This is a genomic window from Deinococcus wulumuqiensis R12, from assembly GCF_011067105.1.
Lineage (GTDB): Bacteria > Deinococcota > Deinococci > Deinococcales > Deinococcaceae > Deinococcus > Deinococcus wulumuqiensis.
The window spans coordinates 910,999-935,476 of the sequence record NZ_CP049357.1; the positions used below are offsets into that span (position 1 = coordinate 910,999).

Sequence of the window (24,478 nt, forward strand, 5' to 3'; positions counted from 1 at the left end):
GGGGCGTCCGGGTGGGTCTAGTCGGCCAGGGTTCCGGGCTTTTCTTCCACCAGCGCGGGAGGGGATCTTCGCGTTCGGGCGTGGGCGTCAGGCTTTCACCGTCCCTGACTCGCTCTTGCCCCCGTGTCCAAAGCTACTGGCCTCGCGTTCGCCTCGGTTGTGCCATTCATGGTAGGCGCTGCAGTGGCAGGGGTCAATGTGCCGGTGGGCGAGAGCCGCAACGCCGCCGTAGGGAGGTCGGGCTGCCGCCCGGCGCGCTTCCCCCGGTTGCGGTTGCCTGAACATCGGCGCGGCGCAGTGGGTGTTCAGCAGTGGGTGTCTAGCAGTGGGTGTTCAGGGGCAGCTGGCCCCTTTTTTTCTGACCGGACGGGGGTATGCTGAACGCATCCGGCACAGGTCAGGCGGGGCGGGAGGCTCCGGTTTTCCTGTGCCCACTCAGGAGGACTGCACATGGAATTTTTCATCGACACTGCCATCGTGGACGAAATCAGGGAAATCAACGCCTGGGGCGTGCTTTCGGGCGTCACCACCAATCCTTCGCTCATCGTCGCCTCGGGGCGCGACTTCAAGGAAGTCATCGGGGAAATCGCCGAACTGGTGCCCGGCGGGGCCATCAGCGCCGAAGTTACCGCGCTCGACGCCGAAGGCATGATCAAAGAAGGCCGGGAAGTCGCCGCCTGGCACAAGCAGGTCGTGGTCAAACTGCCGCTGACCCCGGCGGGGCTGCAAGCCTGCAAGACCCTCACGAGCGAAGGGATCAAAACCAACGTCACTCTGTGCTTCAGCGTGCCGCAGGCGCTGCTCGCCGCCCGCGCCGGGGCCACCTACATCTCGCCGTTCGCGGGCCGGGTGGACGACACCGGCTGGGACGGGATGCAACTGATTCGCGAAATCAAGGAAGCCTACGTCATGGGCGACATCGGGACCAAGGTGCTCGCCGCGTCCATCCGGCACCCGCAGCACGTGGTTCAGTCGGCGCTCAACGGGGCCGACGTGGCGACCATTCCCTATAAGGTGTTTATCCAGATGATCAAGCATCCGCTGACCCAGGCGGGACTCGACGCCTTCATGAAGGACTGGGCCGGGCGGCAGGGCGCTGGCCCCGCCACGCCCCCCAGTGAAGCGGGCACCAACCCTGTCAGGAAAGAGGGCTGAGCGTGACCGCCACCGACGCCGCTCAGGCCCTGCCCTTTCAGGAGTTGCAGGAAAAAATCCTGCCCGAACTGCACCTGCTCGCGGCGGGACTGGGCATCGAGAATTACCGCAAGATGAAAAAAGACGCCCTGGCGCTGGCGATTATGGAAAAGCAGGCCGACGCCGAGGGCCAGAGCCTCGCCCGGGGCTACCTCGACATCACGTCCGACGGCTACGGCTTTTTGCAGGCCGACCTGCTCGATCCGGGCAGCCGCTCGGTCCTCGTGACGGCGGGCATCATCAAGCAGTACCACCTGCGCACCGGCGACGAAGTCATTGGCCGCGCCCGCAAACCGCGTGAGAACGAGCGCTACGGTTCGCTGGTGCGGGTGGAAGCCGTCAACGGCCTGGACCCTGAAGCCGCCCGCCTGCGCCCGCGCTTCGACGACCTGACCCCTACTTTTCCCGACCAGCAACTCGTGCTCGAAGACCCCACCACCGACGACGGCCTGAGCCTGCGCGTGGTGGACCTGCTCGTGCCCATCGGACGCGGCCAGCGTGCCCTGATCGTGGCGCCGCCCAAAGCGGGGAAGACCACGCTGCTCAAGAAAATCGCCAACTCCATCGTCAAGAACTACCCCGACGTCACGGTGATGGTCCTGCTGGTCGACGAGCGCCCCGAAGAAGTCACCGACTTCCGCGAAAGTGTGCAGGGGGCGCAGGTCATCGCCTCCACCTTCGACGAGCCGCCGCAGCATCATGTCCGGGTGGCCGAGTTCGTCCACGAACGCGCCCGCCGCATCGTGGAGGAGGGGGGACACGTGGTGATTTTGCTCGACTCCATCACCCGCCTCGCCCGCGCCAACAACCTCGTCACGCCCCCCACGGGCCGCACGCTCTCCGGCGGTCTGGACTCCAACGCTCTGCACTGGCCCAAGCGCTTTCTGGGTGCAGCCCGCAACATCCGCGAGGGCGGCAGCCTGACCATCCTGGCAACGGCCCTGGTCGAAACCGGCAGCCGCATGGACGACGTGATTTTCGAGGAGTTCAAGGGAACCGGCAACGCCGAACTGGTGCTCTCGCGCCGCCTGGAGGAGAGGCGAATCTTCCCGGCGCTGGACATCCTCAAGTCCGGCACCCGCCGCGAGGAATTGCTGCTGCAACCTGAAGTCCTCAAGAAAATGTGGCTGCTGCGCAAGGTCATCAGCGACATGGACCCCGCCGACGCGATGGAAATGCTGCTGGGCCGCATGGGAAAAACCCGCAACAACGTGGAATTCCTGTCGGCCCTGGCCGGCTGAGCAACCTTGTCTGGGGGTGGGCGGCGGCTCATCCCCTTAACTTCTACACGCAGGAAAAAATATTTTATATGTCAATTCCTCGACCTTTAGCCAGTCTCTCTTGTAGAAAAAAATTTATATTAAAAACCTGTCATGTTTAAAACCAAAAGCATCTTCCCCAGCCCCCGCTCACGCCAGGGAAGACCACCCAACTCACCTCAGAGCGTCATTCATCCCCAGCACGTCCGGCACCTTGAGGCTCGCGCCGCCCACCAGAGCACCATCGACATTGGGCTTGCCACAAATCTCGGCAATGTTGTCCGGCTTCACGCTGCCGCCGTACAGCACGCGAATGTCAGCGGCCTTCTCGCCGTACTGCTCCGCGAGCAGGCCACGAATGGCGGCGCCCATTTCCTCCGCATCGTCCGCCGTCGCGGTCTTGCCGGTGCCGATGGCCCACACGGGTTCGTAAGCCACGACCACGTCCTCACCCACATCCGCGAGGCTGCCGCGCAACTGCGCCAGGGTAGAGGAGACGTGCTCGCCACGCTCGCGGACCTCCAGTTTCTCGCCCACGCAGACAATCGGCACCAGCCCATTGGCCTGGGCCTGCTTCGCCTTGGCCGCCACCACCGCGTCGGTTTCCCCGTGGTACTCGCGGCGCTCGGAGTGGCCCACGACCACGTAAGCCGCGCCCACGTCTTTGAGCATGGCCGCGCTGATTTCGCCGGTGTAGGCCCCCGCTTCGTGCGCCGACACGTCCTGGCCGCCGAAGGCCACCCCCGCAGGCAGATTGGCCGCCAGCGTGGACAGGGCCAGCGCCGGAGCCATGACCGCCAGCTCCACGCCCTCGGCAGGCGCGTACTTCTCCTTGAGTTCTTCGGCCCAGGACCGCGCTTCGGTGGGCGTCTTGTTCATCTTCCAGTTCAGGGCCAGCAGGGTACTCGGCATCACTTCTCCTTGATTGAGACTCAGTTGATTCAGATTCAGATTCAAATAGCAGGACGGAAAAAGAAGGTCGTGCGCCAGACGAGTTTGCCGCCCTGCACCCGGTACACGTCAGCAAAACGTTCTTCGAGGGGCCGTCCGTCGCGGCTCTCGCCCCGGAAGACGCCCACCGCCACCGCGTCGCCCGCCGAGGAACACGTCACCGCTTCGACGTGGTGCGACCCAGCGCCGATAATGCGCTCCTGGCGGTAGAACTGCTCGATGCGGGCCAGCCCCTGCAAAGGGGCGTAGCCGGGGCGCTCGTACACCGCGTCTTCGGCAAACACGCTGCCGAGGTCGTCGAACTGTGCCCCGTCGATCACACCGAACAGTCGGCGGATGAGGTCATGGGCTTCCTGCTCGGTCATGAGCCCTCCAGTGGGCGCAAGCCCAGGCGGCATACGCCTGCTTATTCCTTATTCCATCGCCAGCACGCCGGGCAGTTCCTTGCCTTCGAGCAGTTCGAGGCTGGCCCCGCCGCCCGTGCTGATGTGGTCGATCTGGTCGGCCTTGCCGCTCTTGTTGATAGCGCTGACCGAGTCGCCGCCGCCGACCACGGTGTAGGCCTGATTTTTCAGGCTGCCCACCGCCGCCGCCACCGCGTTGGTGCCCGCCGCGAACTTCTCGAACTCGAACACGCCCATCGGCCCGTTCCAGAAGACCACTTTGGCCCCCTTCAGCGCCTCGGCGTAGGCTTTCTGGGTGTCGGGGCCGATGTCCAGGCCCATCCAGCCGTCCGGAATCTGGTCGGCGGGCACGACTCTGCTCTCGGCGTCGGCGGCAAACTTGTCGGCGGCCACCGCGTCGGTCGGCAGCATCAGCTTGTCGCCGTATTTGTCCAGCAGGCCCCCCGCGTACTCCACCTGGTCGTCTTCCACCAGGCTGTTGCCGATTTGCCCGCCACGCGCCTTGATGAACGTAAACATCATGCCGCCGCCGATCAGCATCTTGTCCACGCGGGGCAGCAGGTTCTCGATGACCTTGATTTTGTCGCTGACCTTCGCCCCGCCGATGATGACCACGTACGGATGTTCGGTGCTGTTCAGCAGCTTGCCCAGCGCGTCCACCTCGTTCTGGAGCAGCCCGCCCGCCGCGTGGGGCAGCTTGGAGGCCACGCCACTCACCGACGAGTGGGCACGGTGCGCCGACCCGAAGGCGTCCAGCACGAAGGCGTCACCGAGCTTGGCGAGTTTGTCGTTCAGCTCGGCGTCGTTCTTTTCCTCGCCCGCCTCGAAGCGCACGTTTTCGAGCAGCGCGACTTCGCCGGGCTTCAGCGCCTGCACCGCCTGCAACGTTTCCTCGCTGCCGGGCAGGCTGGCGATGAATTTCACGTCCCGCCCCAGCGCCTTGCTCGCGGTCTCGGCCACGGGCCTGAGGCTGTACTTCTCCTCGGGGCCGTTCTTGGGGCGTCCGAAGTGGCTCATCAGCACCACCGACGCGCCGCCCTCCAGCAGCTTTTCGATGGTGGGCAGGCTGGCGGTGATACGGGTGGCGTCCTGCACGACGCCGTCTTTGACAGGCACGTTGTAGTCCACGCGCACGAGGACGCGCTTGCCGTTGACATCCAGATTGCTCAGGTTTTGCATGTATTTTTCTCCGAAAAATGATGATGGATGATGGAGACAACCCCCTATCATCCATCATCCATCATCTCTCTACGTTTAGCCTTTTTGCTGTACCAGTTGCACGAGGTCGGCAATGCGGTTGCTGTAGCCCCACTCGTTGTCGTACCACGAGAAGAACTTGACGAGGTTGCCCATCGCCATGGTCAGGCCGCCGTCGATGATGGCGCTGTGGGGGTCGCCCTGAATGTCGGTCAGCACGATGGGGTCTTCGGTGTAGGCGAGGATGCCCTTGTACTTGCCTTCAGCCGCTTCACGGAAGACGTTGTTGACTTCCTCAACGGTCACGTCCTTCTGGAGCAGCACCACCACGTCGCTGATAGAGCCGGTGGGGGTGGGCACGCGCAGCGAAGTGCCGTCGAACTTGCCCTTCAGGCCGGGGTAGACCTGCGACACGGCCTTGGCCGCCCCGGTGCTGGTGGGGATGATGTTCACGGCAGCGGCGCGGGCGCGGCGCAGGTCCTTGTGCGGCAGGTCGAGCACGCGCTGGTCGTTGGTGTAGGAGTGGACGGTGGTCATGATGGCCTTCTCGATCCCGAAGGCTTCGTCCATCAGTTTCATCGGCACGCCGAGGCTGTTGGTGGTGCAGCTGGCGTTGGAGATGATGTGGTGGTTGGCGGGGTCATACTGCTCGTCGTTTACGCCCAGCACGATGGAGAAGTCCTCACCCTTGGCCGGAGCGGTGATCAGGACCTTCTTGGCGCCGCCCTGCATGTGCTTGCCCGCGCCCTCACGGTCGGTGAAGATGCCGGTGGACTCGATGACGATGTCCGCGCCCAGCTCGCCCCACTTGATGTTGGCGGGGTCGCGCTCGGCCAGCGCGTGGATCTTCTTGCCGTTGACGGTGAGGCTCGACTCGTCGAACTCGACGGTGCCGTCAAAGCGCCCGGCGGTGGAGTCGTACTTGAGCAGGTGGGCGAGGGTCTGGTTGTCGGTCAGGTCGTTGATGGCGACCACTTCGACGCCGCGCTCTTCGAGGATGCGGAAGACCAGACGACCGATGCGGCCGAAGCCGTTGATGCCTACTTTCATGAAAACCTCCAGGGCCGAGGGCAACGGCCGAAAAAACTCCAGGTTGCGCCTCGCATGTCGCAGTTTAACCCGAAACCTTTAACCCGAAACCGCCGCACGCCCGCCCGGCCGCGCCGCCCGCAGCAGGCCGACTTACACTGGCCCCATGTCCCTGTCCTCCCTGTCCCCCTCCTCGGCCCCCCCGACCCTGAAAGCAGTGCTGTTCGACCGCGACGACACCCTGGCCGTGACCGACCCCGCCGTGTACCGGGAAGCGGCGCAGTGGCTCGCCGGGCGCTTCGGCCTCGACCCCCGGCAGGCCGGACAGACCCTCGCCGGGCTGTGGCAGGAGCGCATGAACGACTGGTGGGACCTGCGCTCGCATGAGGACGAAACACAGTTCTGGGAAGCCTACGGCGGCGAACTGACCGGCAGACTGGGCCTGCCCCCCGCCGCCGCCGCCGAGGTCACGGGCGCCTACCCCTACGAGCGCTACATGAAGCCGGTGTCCGGTGCCCGCGAGGTGCTCACCGAGTTGCGCCGCCGGGGCCTGAAAATCGGCGTCCTGAGCAACACCCTGCCCAGCATCGAGCGCACGCTGGACGCCATAGGCCTGCGCGACCTCGTGGACGTGCCGCTCGCCACCTGCCTGCTGGGGGTCCACAAACCCGAAGCGCAGGCGTTTGCGCTGGCGGCAGACGCGCTGGGGCTGCCCCCCGCCGAAATCCTGTTCATCGACGACCTGATCGAGAACGTAGAGGCTGCCCGCGCGGTCGGGATGCGGGCCGAGCAGATCGACCTGAGCGGGCAGACGGCGGGCGCGCTGCACTCGTTGCGGGAGGTGCTCGACCTTGTCTGACTTGCCCTTGTCTGACTTGCCTTTGTCTGAGCTGCACTCCTCTGGCCCGCATTTCGACGCCCACCTCGACCTCGCCTGGAACGCCCAGCAGGGCCGCGACCTGACGCTGCCCCTGGCACAGTTGCGGGCCAGCGACCCCCTCGCCGGTCAGACCGCCACCGTCAGCTTTCCCGAGTTGCACTCGGCGGGGCTGCGGCACTGCTTCGGAACCCTGTTCGCTCTGCCCGCACCGCAGCGGGGCGGCTACACCGACCACGCCGGGGCACGCGCTCAGGCGCTGGCGCAACTCGCGCAGTACCGCGCCTGGGAGATGTCAGGCTGGCTGAGCCTGGGCGGGAGCGAAAGCCCCCTGCGGGTCACCCTGCTGATGGAAGGCGCCGACCCCATCCGTGACCCCGACGACCTGCCGTTCTGGGCCGAGCAGGGCGTGCGAATCATCGGCCCCGCGTGGGGGCGCACCCGGTACGCGGGAGGAACCGACGCGCCCGGGCCGCTCACCCCCGAGGGCCGCGAACTGGTGCAGGCGATGAAAGACCTGGGGCTGACGCTCGACGCCTCGCACCTCGACACCGCCGCCTTCTGGGACGCCGCCGAGACCGGCGTGAAGATGATCGCCAGCCACTCCAACCCCCGCGCCCTGGTGGACACCAACCGGCAGCTCAGCGACGACATGGCCCGCCACATCGTGTCGACGGGCGGCGTGCTGGGGCTGGTCGCGCACAGCAAATTCATCCGCGCCGGCTGGACGGAAGGACAGGACCGCGCCAGCCTGGGCGAGTTGGTGCGCTGCGCCGAGCATTACGCCGCGCTGGTGGGCTGGGACCACCTCGGCATCGGCAGCGACCTTGACGGCGGGTTCGGAACCGAAAAGATGCCGCAGGGCATCGAGCGTTACCGCGACCTGAGCCGCTTCCTCGACCTGCTCCCACCCGAAGCCCGGGCTGGCGTGGCCGGAGACAACTGGGAACGCTGGATGGGTGAATCTTTTCACTAAACCTCCAACAAAATATTTTTTTCACAAACCTTTCCAAAAAAGAGAAGGGCCACAGCGACCCTTCACTTTCTGAGCGTTCAGTTCTCGCCGCGCACCGCCACCCCGACCTCCGCGAGTTGCGCGTCCTCGACGGGGGAGGGGGCCTCGGCCATCAGGTCCGCGCCCCGGTTGTTTTTGGGAAAAGCGATGACCTCACGGATGCTGCTCGCGCCGCTCATCAGCATCAGCAGGCGGTCAAAGCCCCAGGCGATGCCGCCGTGCGGGGGCGTGCCGTATTCGAGGGCGTCGAGGAAAAAGCCGAACTTCTCGCGGGCGGCGGCTTCCGAAAAGCCGATGGCCGAGAACATCTTGGCCTGCACCTCGGGGTCGTGAATCCGGATGGACCCGCCGCCGATCTCGAAGCCGTTGAGCACGAGGTCGTAGGCCTGCGCCCGCATCTCGCCCTGCCGCTCGGTGCCGAACAGCGCCACGTCGTCGGGGTGCGGCGCCGTGAAGGGGTGGTGCATGTAGGTCCAGGTCTGCGACTCCTCGTCGAACTCCAGCTGCGGGAAATCCACCACCCAGGACACGTGGAAGCGCGGCCCGTCCGCCGCCAGGTCGAACAGGTCGCGCAGGCTCAGGCGCACCGCGCCCAGCGCCGTGACCGCCTTTTTCCACTCGCCCGCCGCAAAGAGCAGGGTGCCGCCCTGTTCCACGCCCGTCTGTTCGATGAGCGGCGCGGCGATGCCCCCCACGAACTTGGAGATGCCCCCCGTAAACCCGTCGCCGTCGCGCTTGAGCCAGGCCAGGCCACCCGCGCCGTTTTGCTTGGCGACGCGCTCGAGTTCGTCGATCTGCTTGCGGGTCAGTTCGGGCGCGACGAGCACCTTGACCGTCTGGGCCGAGGCGAACGCCTTGAATTCGCCGCCCCGGAACAGCTCGGTCACGTCCACGAAGCGGCTGCCGAAGCGCAGGTCGGGCTTGTCGGAGCCGTACAGGTCCATCGCCTCGTGGTAGCTCATGCGGGGAAACGGCGTGGGCAGGTCGTGGCCCAGCACCTTTTTAAAGACGTGGGCGAGCAGCCGTTCCTGAAGCTCCAGAACGTCGTCCTGCTCCACGAAACTCAGTTCCATGTCGAGCTGCGTGAAATCCGGCTGGCGGTCGGCCCGCAGGTCCTCGTCACGGAAGCAGCGGGCGAGCTGGTAGTAGCGGTCGAACCCCGAAATCATCAGCAGTTGCTTGAACAGCTGCGGGCTTTGCGGCAGGGCGTAGAACTCGCCGGGGTTCAGGCGGCTGGGCACCAGAAAGTCGCGCGCACCTTCGGGCGTGGACTTCGTGAGCATCGGCGTCTCGATCTGGGCAAAGCCCTCGGCGTCGAGAAACTCGGTCACGGCAGTCACGGCCTTGGAGCGCAGCAGCAGGGCGCGCTGCATGTCACTGCGGCGCAGGTCGAGGTAGCGGTACTTGAGGCGCAGGTCCTCGCTCACCTCGCCGCCCTTGTCCAGCTCGAACGGCGGCGTCTTGGCGGCATTGAGCACCTTCACGCGGCTGGCAATCACTTCGTAGTCGGCCAGCCCACCCTTGCGCTGGGCCTCGGGGCGCATCTGAAAGCGGCCCTCGATTTCCGCCACGTACTCGGCGCGCAGCCGGTCGGCCTCGGCAAACGCGGGGCTGTCCGGTTCCACCTGCACCTGCACGATACCCGAGCGGTCGCGCAGTTCGATAAAAATCAGCCCGCCCAGGTCACGGCGGCGGTTCACCCAGCCTTGCAGGGTGACGGTCTGGTTCTGGTGGGAAGCATCGAGATGGCCGACGAGGGCGGTACGTTTCACAGTTTTTCATTATGCCGCCTGAGCGCCAGCGCCGTCAGCGACAGCAGGGCCAGGCTGCCGAGCAAGAAGTCCGGTAGGGCCTGGCCCCCGCTCCCCGATTCGTCGGCCAGAGACCCGCCCAGCACGCCCCCCACAACGGCCGCCCAGCCCAGCGTGCCCAGCCCAGCGTCAGCGAGAGCCAGATGCGCCGGTCAGGCGAACGCGCAGCCAGCACCAGACCCAGGAGCAGCAAAACCTCCGCCAGCCCCGAAAGGGGCGTGCGGGGCATGTAGGCCGACAAAGCCACATTCAGCCAGACCAGCCGCCCCAGTTGCAGCAGGCCCAGTTGCAGCAGGAGCAAGAAAAAGAGGCCACGTTCCCAGAGCAGGAGCATGGCCTCAGTGTGACGGCAGGGGGGGCGGTCAGTCGTCCGACTTTTGAAGGAAGGCCGCCAGCTCGCCCACCGGGACGACCTTCTGTTCGCCCGTCTCCATGTGCTTGAGGCTGACCGTGCCCTGCGCCGCTTCGTCCGACCCGATCAGGCCCACCCACACGGCGCGGCGGCGCTCGGCGTCCTTGAAGGCGCTGCCCGGTTTCATGGCGCGGTAGGCGAACTCGGCGCGGGCATAGGCGCGGGCCTCCAGCGCCGTTTTTGCGGCCAGCGGCACATTCTCCTCGTCCAGCGCGACCAGATAAAGCTGCGGGCCGCTGGACACCGGAAGCTCGACCCCGTCGGCTTCCATCGCCAGCAGCAGGCGCTCGATGCCGAAGGCCCAGCCGATGCCCGGCACGGCCTGTCCACCGAGCTGCTCGGCGAGGCCGTCGTAGCGCCCGCCCCCGCACAGGGCCGACTTGGCCCCCACGCCCTCGTGGTGCAGTTCCCAGGCGGTGCGGCGGTAGTAGTCCAGCCCGCGCACGATGCTGGGGTCGAGGTCATACGGCACGCCCCAGTCGGTCAGATAACGCTGCACCTGCGCGAAGTGCGCCGCCGCGTCCTCGCCCAGAAACTCGAGCATGGGCCGCACGCCGAGTTCGGCGATGAGCTGCTGGTCGCCTTCGCTTTTGCTGTCCAGAATGCGCATGGGGTTGCGCGTGAGCCGGTCCTTGCTGTCGTCCGAGAGTCGCTCCAGGTGCGGCGTGAACAGGTCGCGCAGGTACGCGTTGTAGGCTTCGCGGTCCTCGGGGTCGCCGATGGAGCCGAGCTTGACCTTGACCTGCTTGAGGCCGAGTTCGCGCACCACCTCGACCAGCAGGGCAATCGCCTCGGCGTCCACCAGCGGGTCGGTGCTGCCGAAGACCTCGTAGTCCACCTGATGAAACTGCCGCAGGCGACCTTTTTGCACGTTCTCGGCACGGAACATCGGGCCGTGCAGCCAGACCTTGAGCGGCGCGGGAAGCTGCTTCCAGCCGCCCTGGAGGTACGCCCGCACGATGCCCGCCGTGCCTTCCGGGCGCAGGACGTAGCCGCCGTGGTCGCCGAAGTAGTAGACCGTGAACATCTCCTTGCGCACGATGTCGGTCGAGCCGCCCACGCCGCGCTTGACGAGTTCGGCTTCCTCGAACAGCGGCGTGTCGATGCGCTGCGCCCCGGCGCGTTCGAGCACCCGGCGGGCGGTGTCGCGGACATACTCGAACGCCGCCGCCCGCGTGTCGAGACTGAGTTTGGGACTGCCTGAGGGCAGATGGTCCTGGGTGCCTTTGGGACGCTGAATTGCCATTCGAAGAGTGTAGTATGCCGCCCTCTCAGGCAGGCAGCAGGTCGCGGGCCAGTTCCTCCTGCACGGCGGCGTCGAAGCGGGCGACCAGCCCCGGCTCGCCCAGCAACCCGGCGAGTTCGGTCATCAAGCGGCGGTAGGGTTCAGGCCGCGCCGACTCGCCCATCAGTCCCAGGCGCCAGATCACGCCCGCCGTCGGGCCGAGGCCGCCGGTCACGCTGATGCCGCGCTGCCGCAGTGCCCCGCGCACCCCGGCGTCGTCCAAGCCCTCCGGCAGCCGCAGGGCGAGCACGGTGGGCAGGCGGTCTTGCGGGCGGCGGACATAGGGCGAAAAGCCCAGGGGCGCGAGCGTGCGCTCGATCACGCGGCCCATCAGCCGCACGCGGGCCTGCCGGGTGTCCAGGCCTTCGTCCAGGGCCGCCCGCAGCGCGGCGTGCAGGGCGAAATGCAGGTTGACCGGCACCGTGTGGTGGTAGCTGTGGTCCACCCAGTAGTCGCGCAGGCCGCCGAAATCGCAGTACCACAGCGGCGGCGGGGTGCGCCGGGCACGGAAACGCGAAAAGGCCCGCTCGCTGATGGCCACCGGCGCCAGTCCGGGGGGGGCCGAGAGGCACTTTTGCGCCCCGGTGTAGGCGTAGTCCACGCCCCACTTCGCCATGTCGAACGGTTCCATACCCGCCGTGGTCACCGCGTCCACCGTGAGCAGTGCCCCCGTACCGCGCACGAGCTTCGCGATTTCAGGCACCGGGTTCAGGACGCCGGTGCTCGTCTCGCCGTGCACGACCGCCACCATCGACACCGAATCGTCGAGTTGCGCGGCCACGTCGGCGGGGTCAATCGCTTCACCCAGCGGCGCCGTGACCAGCCGCACCTTCGCCCCGTACCGGGCGGCCATCTCCGCCATGCGGCGCCCGAAGCTGCCGTTGGCGCACACCAGCACCTCGTCGCCCGCTTCCACCAGATTGGCGAAGCCCGCTTCCATCCCGAGCGAGCCGGTGCCCGCGAGCAGCGCGGTCAGCGTTCCCTCGTCGGCGCCGTACATCTCGCGCAGGTCGCGCTGAATCTCGGAATTCAGGGCAAAGACCTCCGGGTCCATGTGCCCCAGCATCGGGCGGGTCAGTGCCCGCTGCGCCCGGGGGTGAATCGGGGTCGGGCCGGGGGTCAGCAGCACGTGCTCGTCGTGGGTATCCTCGAACATCACCGCCAGAGTCTAGGACCACTGGCCTCTTTACGCAACTTTATTGCCAAACTCTGCTTATTTTTCAGGAATCGAGCAACTTTATTGCTTCAAAGCCTCGTCGTACTGGTTGCCCGTGTGCAGGCGGCCATCTTCGATCAGTTTCAGGAAGTCGCGGGCGTAACTCGCCACGGCGCGGGGGTGGCTGTCGGTCAGGGCGTGGGTGCCGCCACGAATCTCGCGAATCAGGGCGTGGGGAATGCTGCGGCGAATCTCCTCGACGGTCCAGGCGCGGATGACCGGGTCGCCGTCGCCGTCGAGCAGCAGCGTGGGCACCCGGATGCGGGGGAGAAGGGCGCCGGTCTGGTGCTCGCTCTGGTCCTGGGCGAGGCGGTACATGGTGCCCAGGCCCGCCCGCCGGTAGGCCCGCAGGCCGCCGGGAAACAGCAGGCCGGGGCGCTCGCGCGGCAGGTCGAGCAGCAGCCGGAGCAGTTGCGCCGCCACGCTGGGGCTTTCCGGGATGCCGGTGGGGGCGCAGGCGATCAGGCCGGTGGTGCAGCGGGGATACCGCGCCGCGAGGTCGAAGATCACCTCGCCGCCCAGCGAGTGCCCGAACAGCGGCGCGCAGCGCAGGCCGCTGGCCTCCAGCCACGCCGCGAGGTGGTCGGTGAGCGCCTCGATGCTCGCCGGAGCGCCGGGCCGCCCCTGGCTGTGGCCGTGTCCGGGCGGGTCGTAGAGGTACACCGTGCGCGTGCGGGCCAGTTGCCGCCCCACCCGCTCATACATCCACGAGGCGCAGCCCAGCCCCGGCACCACCACCAGCGGCGGCCCGCTGCCCAGCACCCGGGCGTGCGTCCACAGCCCCTGCACCCGCGTCCAGCGGGAGTGGCCCTCAGATACGTAGCTCTCAGACATCCGGCGCCTGTTTGCCCGGAGACTGTTTGCCCGGACCCTGGGCCAGAAAATCGAGCACCGCGCGGTTGAAGCCCGCCGGGTCGTCCACCATCACCACGTGCCCGGCGCGGGGCAGCTCGACGTACTGCGCCCCCGGAATGCTCGCGGCGAGCTGCCGCCCCAGCGCCGCCGGAATCAGGGCGTCGCGTGCCCCCCACACGACCAGCGTGCGGGCGCGAATCTCCGGCAACAGGTCAAGCACGCTGTCGCGCAGCAGCCGTGACACCGACCGCCACAGGTTCGGCAGCCCCGCCCGCGCCGAGTCGGCCAGAATCACCGGCAGAAAGGAAGGCCGCCCGGTGAGCGCGGCCCGGGGCAGGTGCAGCGCCGCCCGCACCGGGTGCTCGCGCAGCAGCCCACTGGCGCAGGCCAGCACCAAGCGGTCCACCCGCCCGGGCGCGAGTGCGGCCACATGCAGCGCGATGTGCCCGCCCATCGAGTGCCCGATCAGGGTGACGCGCTCAAGGCGCTCGGCGTCCAGCCAGCGGGCGATCAGCGCGGCGTCCTCACGCACCCCCAGCGAACGCTGCCGCCACGCGAGGTGGTGCCCGTAGCCGGTCAGGTCGATGACATACACCCGGTGCCGCGCCGAGAGCAGCGGGACTTGCCTGCGCCACCAGCGCCAGGAGCCGCTCAGCCCATGAATCAGCACCACCGGGTCGCCCGACGCGCCCGCCACCCGGTAACGCAGGGCAGACGCGCCCTCGCGGTATTCCTCGACCTTCACGCGGCCCAGCATACGTCTTAGACTCGAAATGGGGGTTTTCTTATCTAAGGCTACTTAGGTAAGAAAAGCTTTGTGCTGGACTTTGACTCTCTCAAACCGCATACGGACCATCCGCTACAACCCCAGCAGTCTGGTCGCCACAGCGAAGTACACGACCACACCTATCACGTCGGCCAGCGAGGTGACCAGCGGGCCGCTGGCGGTAGCGGGGTCGAGTTTGAAGCGCTGAAGCACGAAGGGCAGGCTCAGGCCGATGAGGCTCCCGATGACGACCACCAGGACCATCGTCACGGCGACCACCAGCGCCACCTGCGTGCCCGCGCGCACGCTGCCCAGCAGGGCCACCGCCACGCCCATGGTCAGGCCCAGCGCCAGACTGACGCCCACCTCGCGCACCATCAGTCTGCCCCAGTCGGCGGGGGTCACGTCGCCGGTCGCCAGCGCCCGCACCATCAGCGTGGCGGCCTGTGCGCCCGCGTTGCCACTGCTGCCGATCAGGAGCGGCAGGAACATCACCAGCGCGACCACTTCGGTGATGACGCCCTCGTAACGCGCGATGATGGCCCCCGAAAGCAGGTTGACGAACACCAGCACCACCAGCCAGCCCACCCGCTTGCGGTACAGCTCGGTCAGGCGTACGGCACGCACCTGGCGGCCCAGGGGCACGACGGCGGCGCCGCGCTGCACGTCCTCGGTGTGTTCTTCCTCGGCCACGTCCAGCACGTCGTCGAAGGTCACTTCGCCCAGCAGCCGCCCCTGCTCGCTCACGACGGGCAGCACCGGCAGGTCGGCGGCCAGCATGACGCGCACGGCGTCCTCGCGGTCGGCGCCGGCATTCAGCGCCACGTACTGACGGTCCACCAGCGCCCCGACCGCCGTCTCCGGCTCGCTCAGGACGAAGGCCCGCAGGGGGACGGCGTCCATCAGCACGCCCTCGTCGTCCACGACGTACAGGTCCTCGATGGTGCCGGGGTCGGCCTGCCGCCTGAGGTGCGCGAAGGTCTGAGCCACCGTCCAGTCGGGGCGCACCGCCGTGACCTCGGGGTTCATCAGGCGGCCCACACTCTGCGGCGGGTAGCTCAGGAGCTGCTCGGCCAGCGCCCGCTCTGAAGGCCCGAGCAACCGCAGCAGCGTGTGGCGCCGGGCCTCCGGCACCTGTTCGAGCAGGGCGGTGCGGTCGTCGGGCCTCAGGCGGCGCAGCCCGCGTGCCGCGTCGGGTTGGGGGAGGCCGGAGAGCAGTTCGGCCTGCACTTCCGGCGGCAGGAGGGGCAGCACCCGGGCCTGCGTCCCCTCGTCGGCCTGCAAAAAGGCGTCCCGCCGACGCGCCGCACTGCGCCGCGCCCACTGCCGCGCGAGTTCGGCGGGCGAGGAGGAGGACGGGGGAATCATGGGTCAACAGGATAGTCGAGGGGGCTGGCGTCCGCCCGCCCGTGCCGACGCGCCCAGCCGGCGCCGAGCAGAACGGCGAACAGCAGCAGCGCGGGCAGGTCGCCGAGGCGGGCATAGACGGTCTGGCCGCTGAGCAGTTTCGGGCGCACGTCGAGGGCCTGCACCGCGTCGCCGCTGGCGATGACCTGCACCGGGCGCCCGAGGTCGTCCACCGCGCCCGCCACGCCGAGGTTGACGCTGCGGACCAGCCAGCGCCGCGTTTCGATGGCGCGGACGCGGCCCATCCAGAAATGCTGCGCGACGCCCCAGCCCTGATACCAGCCGTCGTTGGACGGGTTGACGAGGAGTTGTGCGCCTTTGCGGGTCAGCTCGCGGGCCACCCAGGGAAACACCGAGTCGTAGCAGACATAGGTGCCGTACTGAACGCCGTTCAAGGTCAGGGGCTGGACCTGCCGGGCGGCTTCGAGTGAACCGAACTCAAAGCCCAGCGCCTGTTCGAACACGCCGTACACAGGTTTAAGGAGACTGTAGAAAGGAAATTCCTCGCCGAACGGCACCAGCTTGGCCTTGACATTCTGTCCGGTCAACTTTCCTGCCGCATCGATAGAAATCACACTGTTCTGGTCGGGCGTCAGGGTGCGCAGGCCGGAGATGCCGGGGGCCGGAAACTGCGGCACGTCGGCGGGAAGTGCGGGCAGCATCAGGGCCGTTTCGCTCCAGACCACGACGCTGCCGGCAGGACGGTCGACGCTGAACGGAAGCTGCTGGGTCAGTTGCTGCTCGGGCGTGACATACCCGCTGGCCCGGCCAAAGGCATCGAACGTCGTTCGCAGCACCCGCATGGGCTGTTCGGGTCCCTGCCCCGGCGTGCGCGTCAGGCCGTAGCCCAGGGCCGCGAGCCAGACCAGACCCAGGGTCAGGACACTTCGCCGGGAGCGGCTCGCCAGCGCCGCCGCGAGGCCCAGAATCAGCCCGCTGGCGAGCAGCACCCCGCCGAGGTCGGCCACCTGAATCAGCGGCGTGGGCAAGAGCGCGTACCCGAGTGTCGGCCAGGGAAAAGCGAGCGGCCCCAGGAAACGCAGGGCTTCCACGAGGCCCCAGCCGCCCGCCAGCGCCCAGACGCGGCCCCGCGCCGAAGCGACCAGGCGGGCGACGACATACGCCATCAGCGCAAAGAACCCGCCTTCGAGGGCATACAGCACGAACGCCAGTGCCCCGGCGGGCGGAAAGCCGAAGATGTTGCCGAGAAAGGCGGTCAGCCACCACAGATGAAGGGTGTTCATGGCAAAGACCGCCCACCAGACGCGGCCCGCGACCTGCCGGGGGGTGTCGGCGCGGGCGGCGTACCACAGCAGCCCCGCCAGGGCGAAGGGCGCGAGGACGCCGGTGGGCAGCGGCGGCAACGTCAGCGCGAGGGCCACCCCGAGCAGGGCGGACACGGCGGGGGGCGGCAGGCGGCGGCGCGGCATCGGGACAGAGTGTAGCCCCTGACCGTAAGGCGCGCGGCACTCGCCGGGTGGCCCCTCCCCTATCTTCAGGGCGTGCATTACGACGACCTGCCCGTGCTGCCCACCTCCCCCGGCGTGTACATTTTTCGCAAGGGGGGCGTGCCGATTTATATCGGCAAGGCGAACAATCTGCGCGCGCGGGTCACGCAGCACTTCAAGGCGGGCGGCAAAAGCGGCAAGTTCACGAAGCTCGCCGAGTCGCTCGAATTCATCAGCGCCGCCAACGAGGTCGAGGCGCTCGTGCTCGAGGCCAACCTCATCAAGCAGCACCGCCCGCACTACAACGTCCTGCTCAAGGACGACAAGCATTACCCCTTTCTCAAGCTCACCAACGAGCCGTTTCCGATGCTGGTCGTCACGCGGCGGGTCCTCAAGGACGGCGCGAATTACTACGGTCCCTACCCGGACGCCTCGGCGGTGCGGCGGGTCAAGCACCTGATCGACACCATGTTTCCGCTGCGCAAAAACTCGGGGCTGCCGATGCAGAAAAAGCCGCGCCCGTGCCTGAACTACCACATGGGCCGCTGCCTGGGGCCGTGTATAGATGCGGCGCAACCGGACGAATACCGGCAGGTCGTGGACGACGTGCGGGCGCTGCTCGAGGGCCGGGCGGCTCCGGTGGTGGCCCGATTGAAAGAGGACATGAAGGCCGCCGCACAGGGGCAGGACTTCGAGCAGGCCGCCCGCATCCGGGACCGGGTGCAGGCGGTGGAAAAGCTTTTCGGGACCGAGCAGCACGCCTTTGTCAGCGAGGAAACCGACCTCGACTTTCTGGGCGCGGCGCAGGCCGGGGAATTCGCGATGGTGCAACTGTTCCGCATGCGCGGCGGGCGCGTGGTGGGGCGCGACAAACGCTTTTTGACGGGCGCGGACGACACGGGCCTGGGGGAAATCATCGGCGCGTTCGTGTCCGACTACTACACCCAGGCCACGCACGTGCCGCCGCTGATTCTGCTGCCCGCCGAGTACGAGGACGCGCGGCTGTGGAGCGAGTTCCTGTCGCGTCAGGCGGGCCGGAAGGTCGAGATGCGCACCCCCAAGCGCGGCGACAAGACCGACCTCATCGACATGGCGCAGCGCAACGCGGCGGTGGGGCTGGAGTCGGAAATGGCGCTGCTCGAGCGCCGGGGCGACCATCCGGGCCTGGACGCCCTCAAGGACGTGCTCGCCCTCCCCGAGCGGCCCTGGCGCATCGAGGGCTATGACAACTCCAACCTGTTCGGCACCAACATCGTCTCGGGCATGGTGGTCTTCGAGGGCGGACGTTCACGCCGGGGCGAACACCGCCGCTTCAAGGTGCGCGGCCTGGAGCGTCCCGACGACTACGAGTCGATGAAGCAGACGATTTACCGCCGCTTTACCGGCTCGCTCTCGGACAAGCTGCCGCTGCCCGACCTCGTCTTGATCGACGGGGGGCGCGGGCAGGTGAACGCCGCGCTCGACGCCCTGAAAGAGGCGAACGTGCAGGTGCCGGTGGTGGGGCTGGCCAAGCGCGAGGAGCGGCTGATTTTGCCTGGGCGCTACGGGGCGCAGTGGTGGCTGGAGGCGGGCACCGAGGTCGGCGTGGACCGCGAACTGCTGCTGCCGCGCACCCACCCGGCGCTGCGGATGCTGATCGGCGTGCGCGACGAGGTCCACAACTACGCCGTGAGCTACCACCGCAAACTGCGCGGCGAGGGGATGCTCCGAAGTGTCTTCGACGACCTGCCGGGCATCGGGCAAAAGCGGCGCGACGCCCTGCTCGAACATTTCACCAGCCTCGAAGACCTCGCCGCCGCCCCGGTCGAGCAGATCGCCGCCGTGCCGGGGATGTCGGCACGGGCGGCGCAGAGTGTCAAGGCGTTTTTGCAGGCGCGGGAAGCCAAAATCGCCAGCGGATAATACGGATTCCGCGATATGGATGCACAGGCGGCGCTTTCCCGACTGTGCAGGAATTAAGCGGAATTCGTATTTTTTCCTACTCGCATCCGCTCTGCTGCGCAGCTTTGCAAGTCGGATTGAATCTGAAACGACCAGATTCAATCGGAATCCGTATAAGCCGGTGCAGGACAGACCGGGGACGTGTCGGCGCGGCCTGCCGGGCGAGGCGACGGTGCGCGGCTTCGGCCCGCAGGGCAGCGGCGTGGGCTTTCGGCGTCGAAGTGGTTCATGGTCGGACCTCCTGGCCCCCACAGGATGCGGCCCGGCGGCACCCCGCCACATGCGCCGCCTGGCCGGGTGCGGGATGCGCCAGATGGCGCAGGAGCGCACCCCGCGCCCGAACCCTTTACCCTGGCTTCAGACCGGGACGCTGACAGCGGGCTGACCTTCAGGCGACAATGGCGGGATGCCCGCCGACCACGCCACGTCCCCCCTCTCACCGTCCCCCCCGCAGGGCATCATCCGCCAGCATGGGCGCGCCGCGCTGCGGCTCCTGCTCGCCGTGCTGGTGCCTCTGTTGCTGTTTGCCGACCTGGCCGAGGACATCTTCCGGCACGGGGGCTTCGCCTGGGACCAGAGCCTGCTGGACTGGTACGCCGCGCGGCGCACGCCGGGGCTGACGCAGGCCGCGCGGGTGCTCGCCGTGGTGGCGGGGGCGGGCGGCCTGCCGCTCCTCACGCTGCTGTTCGCCTGGGCGCTGCGCCGCCGGGGGGATGTCCACGCGGCGTTTCTGGTGCTGGCCGTGGCCGGGGCGACCCTGCTCAACGTGCTGGCGAAACTCGTCTTTCACCGCCCCCGGCCCGACGAACTGCTCGCGGTGCTCAGCGAACCGGGCTTTTCCTTTCCCAGCGGTCACGCGATGGTGAATGCGGCGTTCGGGCTGGCGCTGGCACTCGCCTTCCGGCGCTCACGGGCGGGCTGGCCGCTGGCCGCCTTCGGGGTGCTGTGGGCGCTGCTGGTCGGGGTCAGCCGCAATTATCTCGGCGTGCATTATCCCAGCGACGTGCTGGCGGGCTTTCTGGCAAGTACGGCCTGGGTGTTCGGGCTGTACCTGACGATGGGCCGGCGCTGGCCGGCGCTGCGCCGCCCCCCTGTTTGAAAAGCTGCTCATACGGATTCCGATTGAATCTGGTCGTTTCAGATTCAATCCGAGCGGATGCGAGTAGGAAAAAATACGGATTCTGCGATATGGATGCACAGGCGGCGCTTTCCCGACTGTGCAGGAATTAAGCGGAATCCGTATCAGCCCATCCTGCCGGTGCGAATCACGTCGGCGATGACGGGCGGCAGGTTCCAGGCCATGATGTCAAAGGCGCTCGACGAGTAGTCGTAGGGCACCTTGTGCAGCGTGACCTTGGGTTTGCGGCCCACGCAATCGACGATGGCGACGTCCGCGCCGGGTTCGTGGTTGAGCGACAGCCCCACGCTGCCGGGGTCCACGAAGGTCGTTTCATCCACCGTGCGGATAAACGGCACGTGGGTGCCGCCCACCACCACCACCCGCGCCGAGAGCTGCTCCCCCAGACGCCGCAGCTCCATCTCGCTGCCCATCAGGTCCAGGCGCTGCTCGGGGTCGTGCGGCGAGCCGTGAAAGTAGCGCACCCGCCCGATGGGGGTGCTCAGGCGTCCGCTCGGGGGCAGGCGGCGCAGAAACTCGAACTGCGCGGGCGTCAGGGTCTTGCGCGTCCATTGCAGCACCTGATCGGCCACGCCGCGCCGCCCCTCGCGCTCGCCGAAGTCCAGCGACACCCGCAGGTCGCTGCTGCCCATGCCGGTGGGCCAGCCTTCGCGCTGCACGAAATCGATGACCGGACCCGGCGAGGCGCCGTAGCCCACGAGGTCACCCACCACCACCACCTGATTGACGATCTGCTCGTTCAGGAACCGCTTGACGGCGGTCAGGGCGTGAATATTGCCGTGGAGGTCACTGAGAAAGGCGATTCGCAAGGTGAGGTCATCCTAGAGCATTTGACGGAAAGACGTAACGTCTTTTTGGCGAGCGGACTGGGACAGCTCGAAGAGAGCGAGTGCAAAACACTGAGCAGGGCGGACTTGCAAAGCTGCGCAGCAGACTGGGACAGCTCCGCAGGAGAGAATGGAGTGATGCGGGGTGCTGTTCCGCGCATCACGTCATTCGGAGAACTGCTCTAGAGCATCTGCCCGGCCCCGGTGCGCCGTTCCCGGCCTTCCCCCGGGGGGTGGTGCAGACTACCCTGGGGCCTATGACCGCCGACCCCCGCCTGTTCGCCCACGACCCCCAGCGCCGCTGGTCCGAGGCCCCGGCCCCGGCAGGCTGGCATGAACTGCGCCCCTCTCCCGCCCGCGCCCGCAGCCGGACAGCGCTGCGCTCGGCGCCCGAACCCCTGGCCGCGCAGGTCACCGAGGCCCTTCCCGGTGAGGCGCTCGAACGGCTGGCCGACGAGGGCGAGTGGACCTGGGTCCGCACCGTTCATGACGGTTACCTGGGCTGGGCGCGGGCGGCGGACGTGGGCGCGGGCTGGACCCCGGACCTGGAGGTTGAGGCGCTGCGGGCGCACGCCTACGCCGCGCCCCGCGTCAGTGCGCCCATCGTGGCCGAACTGTGCCGGGGAGCGCGGCTGGCAGCGGGCGCGGGCGAGGTCGTCACCGAGGAGCACCGCCGCTGGCAGCCGGTCACGTTGCCCGGCGGACAGGCCGGGTGGGTGCAGGCGGTGGTGCTCTCTCCTCTCGCCGTGCCCGACCCTGCGTCGTTCGCGCTCACGCTGCTCGGGGCGCCCTACGTGTGGGGGGGGCGCAGCGCCTGGGGACTGGACTGCTCGGGGCTGACGCAGCTCGCCTACGCGGCGTGCGGCCTGAGCCTGCCGCGTGACGCCGACCAGCAGCACGCGGCGCTGAGCACGGTGGACGTGCCCCGGCGCGGCGACCTCGCCTTTTTTCCCGGACACGTCGGCCTGATGCTGGACGGGCGGCAGATGGTCCATGCCAACGCCACGGCGATGGCGGTGTCGGTGGACACGCTGGGGGAGGGCGAGTACGGCGGGCGGCTGCTCGCCTCGCTGCGTGGCTACGGGCGGTGGCCGGGGCCGGAGGCGCGGTGATCCGGGTCGCCGTGATCGGCTGCGGCAACCGGGGCGCCGACGTGTACGCCCGGCACCTGACCGATCAGGGGGCAAAGGTCGCGTGGCTGGTGGACCCCCGCCCCGACCGGCTGCGCGAGGTCGCCGCGCGTTTCGGGGTGCCCCCGGAAGCGTGTTTTCAGGATTGGGCCGAGTTTTTCGCCCTCGGGCGGGTGGCCGACGCGGTGGTGATCGCCACGCCCGACGACCAGCATGTCGGGCCGTGCCTCGCGGCGCTGGGCCTCGGGTACGACGTGCTGCTCGAAAAGCCGGTGTGCCTGGACGAGGCCGACCTGGAACGGCTGCTCGCCGCCGAAGCCGCCTCCAGCGGGCGGGTCACCGTCTGCCACGTCCTGCGGGCGACGGCGTTTTTTCAGGCGGTCCATGAGGTTGTCGCCTCGGGACGGCTCGGGCGGCTGGTGGGCATCCAACACGCCGAGAACGTCGCCTTCTGGCACTACGCGCATTCCTACGTGCGCGGCAACTGGCGAACCTCGCCCCCGGCGGCCCCGTTTTTGCTCGCCAAGAGTTGCCATGACCTCGACCTGCTGCGCTGGTTTGCCGGAAGTCCGCCTGTGCGGGTCAGCAGCGTAGGCACCCGCCTGCATTTTCGACCCGAGGAAGTTCCGGCGGAGGCGTCCGGGCGCTGCATGACTTGTCCGCTGACCGATTGTGCTTACGATGCCCGGCGCATTTACGGGGCGTTCGCACCCGATGTCTGGCCCAACACGGTGCTGACGGCGGGGGGGCTGAGTCTGGAGGAGGCGCTGCCGTGGGGGCCGTATGGGGCGTGCGTCTATAACGGACAGAACGATGTCGTCGAGCATCAGGCCGTGACTGCCGAGTTCGCGGGGGGGGTCACGGCGCAACTGACGGTCAGTGCCTTTACCCACAACAATGCCCGCACCCTCAAACTGCTGGGGGCGCGAGGCGAGTTGCGTGGTCACATGGAGCGCGGCGAGCTGGAGCTGCATGACTTCACCGCTGGGCCTGGAGCTGCCCCCGAGCGCTGGCGGGTCGAGGTCGGCGGCAACCACGGCGGCGGGGACGAGGGCCTGGTCGCCGCGTGGCTGCGTTTCCTGCGCGGACAGGCGCCGCCGCCCACGCCTCTGGCCGAGTCGCTCGATTCTCACCGCCTCGCCTTCGCGGCGGAGCGCGCGCGGCGGGCCGGCACGGTTCAGGCGCTCTAGCGTCAGGTCATACGGATTCCGATTGAATCTGGTAGTTTCAGATTCAATCCGACTTGCAAAGCTGCGCAGCAGAGCGGATGCGAGTAGGAAAAAATACGGATTCCGCGATATGGATGCACAGGCGGCGCCTTCCCAACTGTATAGGCCCGACTGTGCAGGAATTAAGCGGAATCCGTATCAGGTCAGGTGTCGAGTTCGTCGCGCCTCACGTGCGTCAGCAGCCGGATGGCTCCCGGCAGGATGCGGGCGGTAAACGGCGTGGTTTCCACATGCAGCTCGCCGTCGTACTGCAGCGGAAAGGGGTCGTCGGCGTCCACCGTGATTTCGCGGGCTTCGAGCGTTTCGAGGTTGCCTGCGAACATCGGGTCGCCCAGGCCGAGTTTGCCGCGCACCGAGTCGATCAGGTTGGGCACGAGCCGCAGGATGTTGCCCGCACGCATCAGAATCACCGTGAAGCGTCCGTCGCTGGGGCTGATGTCGTCGGTGATCGGCAGGCGGTAGTTCGCCATGCCGAGGTTGGCGACCATCACGCCGATGCCCTCGAATTCCCGCCGCTCGCCGTCGATGGTGAGCTGGAAGCGGGTCTTTTTCGGGTTGAGCTGCTTCATGGCGCTCATCACGTAGGCCATCGCCCCGAAGCGTTCCTTGAGGTCTTCCGAGTCGCGGATCATCGCGGCGTCGGCACCTGCTCCGGCGAGCATGCAAAAGCCGCTCTTTTCCCCGCGCACGTCCACTTCACCGAGGTCGAGCTGCACGGCGTGCCCGTCGAGCACGATCCGGGCGAGGTCGGCCGGGTCACGCGGCAGGTCGAGGTTCTGCGCGATCAGGTTGGCGGTGCCTGCCGGGTAGGCGAGCAGCGGCACGTTCCGGTCCCGCATCGCGTAGGCGAGGCTGCTCACCGTGCCGTCGCCCCCGGCGCCGACCACTGCGCTGTACTCGGTGAGGTCCTGCACGTACTCGCTCATGGGCACGTCCGGCTGCAGCTCGCGCTCGGTCACCGAAGCGCCGGAGTCGCGCAGAACCGTCACGAATTCGGGCAGGCCACTTTCGCCCTGCCCGCTCTTGGGATTGAACACGACCAGAATCCGGTGTGTGGGGGGGGTGGTTTGACCCGTCATCTCCAGCT

The 24,478-nt window shown here is 67.8% G+C and carries 23 protein-coding genes; 9 read left to right on the forward strand and 14 right to left on the reverse strand.

Annotated features, from left to right (window positions below):
• Positions 1-450 precede the first annotated feature (450 nt).
• Positions 451-1,155, forward strand: a complete 705-nt coding sequence (fsa, locus tag G6R31_RS04515; protein WP_017869107.1) for a fructose-6-phosphate aldolase — start codon at positions 451-453, stop codon at positions 1,153-1,155.
• A 2-nt stretch (positions 1,156-1,157) separates the two neighbouring features.
• Positions 1,158-2,435 carry a transcription termination factor Rho gene (rho, locus tag G6R31_RS04520; protein WP_017869108.1) on the forward strand — a complete coding sequence of 426 codons (1,278 nt, stop codon included), beginning with the start codon at positions 1,158-1,160 and terminating at the stop codon, positions 2,433-2,435.
• A 192-nt stretch (positions 2,436-2,627) separates the two neighbouring features.
• Here the strand turns inward: rho and tpiA are convergent, their stop codons facing one another.
• From tpiA to gap, 4 genes are all read right to left on the reverse strand, one after another.
• Complete coding sequence (gene tpiA, locus G6R31_RS04525; RefSeq protein WP_017869109.1) at positions 2,628-3,365, reverse strand: triose-phosphate isomerase; 738 nt, start codon at positions 3,363-3,365, stop codon at positions 2,628-2,630.
• A gap of 41 nt (positions 3,366-3,406) precedes the next feature.
• Complete coding sequence (locus G6R31_RS04530; RefSeq protein ID WP_017869110.1) at positions 3,407-3,769, reverse strand: nuclear transport factor 2 family protein; 363 nt, start codon at positions 3,767-3,769, stop codon at positions 3,407-3,409.
• A gap of 48 nt (positions 3,770-3,817) precedes the next feature.
• Positions 3,818-4,987 carry a phosphoglycerate kinase gene (locus tag G6R31_RS04535; RefSeq protein WP_017869111.1) on the reverse strand — a complete coding sequence of 390 codons (1,170 nt, stop codon included), beginning with the start codon at positions 4,985-4,987 and terminating at the stop codon, positions 3,818-3,820.
• A 75-nt stretch (positions 4,988-5,062) separates the two neighbouring features.
• Entirely contained in the window at positions 5,063-6,055 is a 993-nt protein-coding gene (gene gap, locus G6R31_RS04540; RefSeq protein WP_017869112.1) for a type I glyceraldehyde-3-phosphate dehydrogenase, read from the reverse strand.
• Positions 6,056-6,200: 145 nt separating this feature from the next.
• Here gap and G6R31_RS04545 point away from each other — a divergent pair, with 145 nt between their 5' ends.
• Entirely contained in the window at positions 6,201-6,893 is a 693-nt protein-coding gene (locus G6R31_RS04545) for an HAD-IA family hydrolase (RefSeq protein ID WP_051056450.1), read from the forward strand.
• A gap of 22 nt (positions 6,894-6,915) precedes the next feature.
• Positions 6,916-7,887 carry a dipeptidase gene (locus G6R31_RS04550; protein WP_017869114.1) on the forward strand — a complete coding sequence of 324 codons (972 nt, stop codon included), beginning with the start codon at positions 6,916-6,918 and terminating at the stop codon, positions 7,885-7,887.
• A 77-nt stretch (positions 7,888-7,964) separates the two neighbouring features.
• Here G6R31_RS04550 and aspS read toward each other — a convergent pair whose 3' ends face one another.
• The 8 genes from aspS to lnt all read right to left on the reverse strand — a co-directional run bounded on the left by aspS (position 7,965) and on the right by lnt (position 17,108).
• A complete protein-coding gene (gene aspS / locus G6R31_RS04555; RefSeq protein ID WP_017869115.1) occupies positions 7,965-9,698 on the reverse strand; it encodes an aspartate--tRNA ligase in 1,734 nt (577 codons plus the stop codon).
• A 34-nt stretch (positions 9,699-9,732) separates the two neighbouring features.
• Positions 9,733-10,071 (reverse strand): hypothetical protein, encoded by a 339-nt coding sequence (locus tag G6R31_RS04560; RefSeq protein ID WP_152423412.1) that lies wholly within the window; start codon positions 10,069-10,071, stop codon positions 9,733-9,735.
• Positions 10,072-10,099: 28 nt separating this feature from the next.
• Positions 10,100-11,395, reverse strand: a complete 1,296-nt coding sequence (gene hisS / locus G6R31_RS04565; protein ID WP_017869117.1) for a histidine--tRNA ligase — start codon at positions 11,393-11,395, stop codon at positions 10,100-10,102.
• Between the two features lie 25 nt (positions 11,396-11,420).
• Positions 11,421-12,590 carry an alanine--glyoxylate aminotransferase family protein gene (locus G6R31_RS04570; RefSeq protein WP_017869118.1) on the reverse strand — a complete coding sequence of 390 codons (1,170 nt, stop codon included), beginning with the start codon at positions 12,588-12,590 and terminating at the stop codon, positions 11,421-11,423.
• An 81-nt stretch (positions 12,591-12,671) separates the two neighbouring features.
• On the reverse strand, positions 12,672-13,484 hold the full coding sequence (locus G6R31_RS04575) for an alpha/beta fold hydrolase (protein ID WP_025567025.1): 813 nt from the start codon (positions 13,482-13,484) through the stop codon (positions 12,672-12,674).
• The gene (locus G6R31_RS04580) at positions 13,477-14,262 is read right to left on the reverse strand and encodes an alpha/beta fold hydrolase (protein ID WP_017869120.1); all 786 of its coding nucleotides are present in this window, start codon (positions 14,260-14,262) and stop codon (positions 13,477-13,479) included. Before G6R31_RS04580 ends, G6R31_RS04575 begins: the two co-directional genes overlap by 8 nt.
• Positions 14,263-14,364: 102 nt before the next feature.
• Positions 14,365-15,639: a magnesium transporter gene (gene mgtE, locus G6R31_RS04585; protein WP_017869121.1), complete on the reverse strand. Its 1,275-nt coding sequence runs from the start codon at positions 15,637-15,639 to the stop codon at positions 14,365-14,367.
• A complete protein-coding gene (gene lnt / locus G6R31_RS04590; RefSeq protein ID WP_017869122.1) occupies positions 15,636-17,108 on the reverse strand; it encodes an apolipoprotein N-acyltransferase in 1,473 nt (490 codons plus the stop codon). The genes mgtE and lnt overlap by 4 nt, the downstream gene beginning before the upstream one ends.
• Positions 17,109-17,180: 72 nt before the next feature.
• Between lnt and uvrC the strand changes: the two genes are divergently transcribed.
• The 3 genes from uvrC (at position 17,181) to G6R31_RS04605 (ending at position 20,166) form a co-directional block, all read left to right on the forward strand.
• The gene (gene uvrC, locus G6R31_RS04595) at positions 17,181-19,028 is read left to right on the forward strand and encodes an excinuclease ABC subunit UvrC (RefSeq protein ID WP_017869123.1); all 1,848 of its coding nucleotides are present in this window, start codon (positions 17,181-17,183) and stop codon (positions 19,026-19,028) included.
• 160 nt (positions 19,029-19,188) lie between these two features.
• The gene (locus G6R31_RS04600; RefSeq protein WP_152423415.1) at positions 19,189-19,452 is read left to right on the forward strand and encodes a hypothetical protein; all 264 of its coding nucleotides are present in this window, start codon (positions 19,189-19,191) and stop codon (positions 19,450-19,452) included.
• 21 nt (positions 19,453-19,473) lie between these two features.
• Positions 19,474-20,166, forward strand: coding sequence for a phosphatase PAP2 family protein (locus tag G6R31_RS04605; RefSeq protein ID WP_025567027.1), 693 nt, complete (start codon positions 19,474-19,476; stop codon positions 20,164-20,166).
• Between the two features lie 143 nt (positions 20,167-20,309).
• On the opposite strand, the gene G6R31_RS04610 is transcribed toward G6R31_RS04605, so the two are convergent.
• A complete protein-coding gene (locus G6R31_RS04610; protein ID WP_017869125.1) occupies positions 20,310-21,014 on the reverse strand; it encodes a metallophosphoesterase family protein in 705 nt (234 codons plus the stop codon).
• 275 nt (positions 21,015-21,289) lie between these two features.
• On the opposite strand from G6R31_RS04610, the gene G6R31_RS04615 reads away from it, so the two are divergent.
• Both G6R31_RS04615 and G6R31_RS04620 read left to right on the forward strand, forming a co-directional pair.
• Positions 21,290-22,144: a C40 family peptidase gene (locus G6R31_RS04615; protein ID WP_017869126.1), complete on the forward strand. Its 855-nt coding sequence runs from the start codon at positions 21,290-21,292 to the stop codon at positions 22,142-22,144.
• Complete coding sequence (locus G6R31_RS04620) at positions 22,141-23,352, forward strand: Gfo/Idh/MocA family protein (RefSeq protein WP_152423419.1); 1,212 nt, start codon at positions 22,141-22,143, stop codon at positions 23,350-23,352. The genes G6R31_RS04615 and G6R31_RS04620 overlap by 4 nt, the downstream gene beginning before the upstream one ends.
• 182 nt (positions 23,353-23,534) lie before the next feature.
• On the opposite strand, the gene G6R31_RS04625 is transcribed toward G6R31_RS04620, so the two are convergent.
• The gene (locus G6R31_RS04625; RefSeq protein ID WP_017869128.1) at positions 23,535-24,470 is read right to left on the reverse strand and encodes a diacylglycerol/lipid kinase family protein; all 936 of its coding nucleotides are present in this window, start codon (positions 24,468-24,470) and stop codon (positions 23,535-23,537) included.
• Positions 24,471-24,478 lie beyond the last annotated feature (8 nt).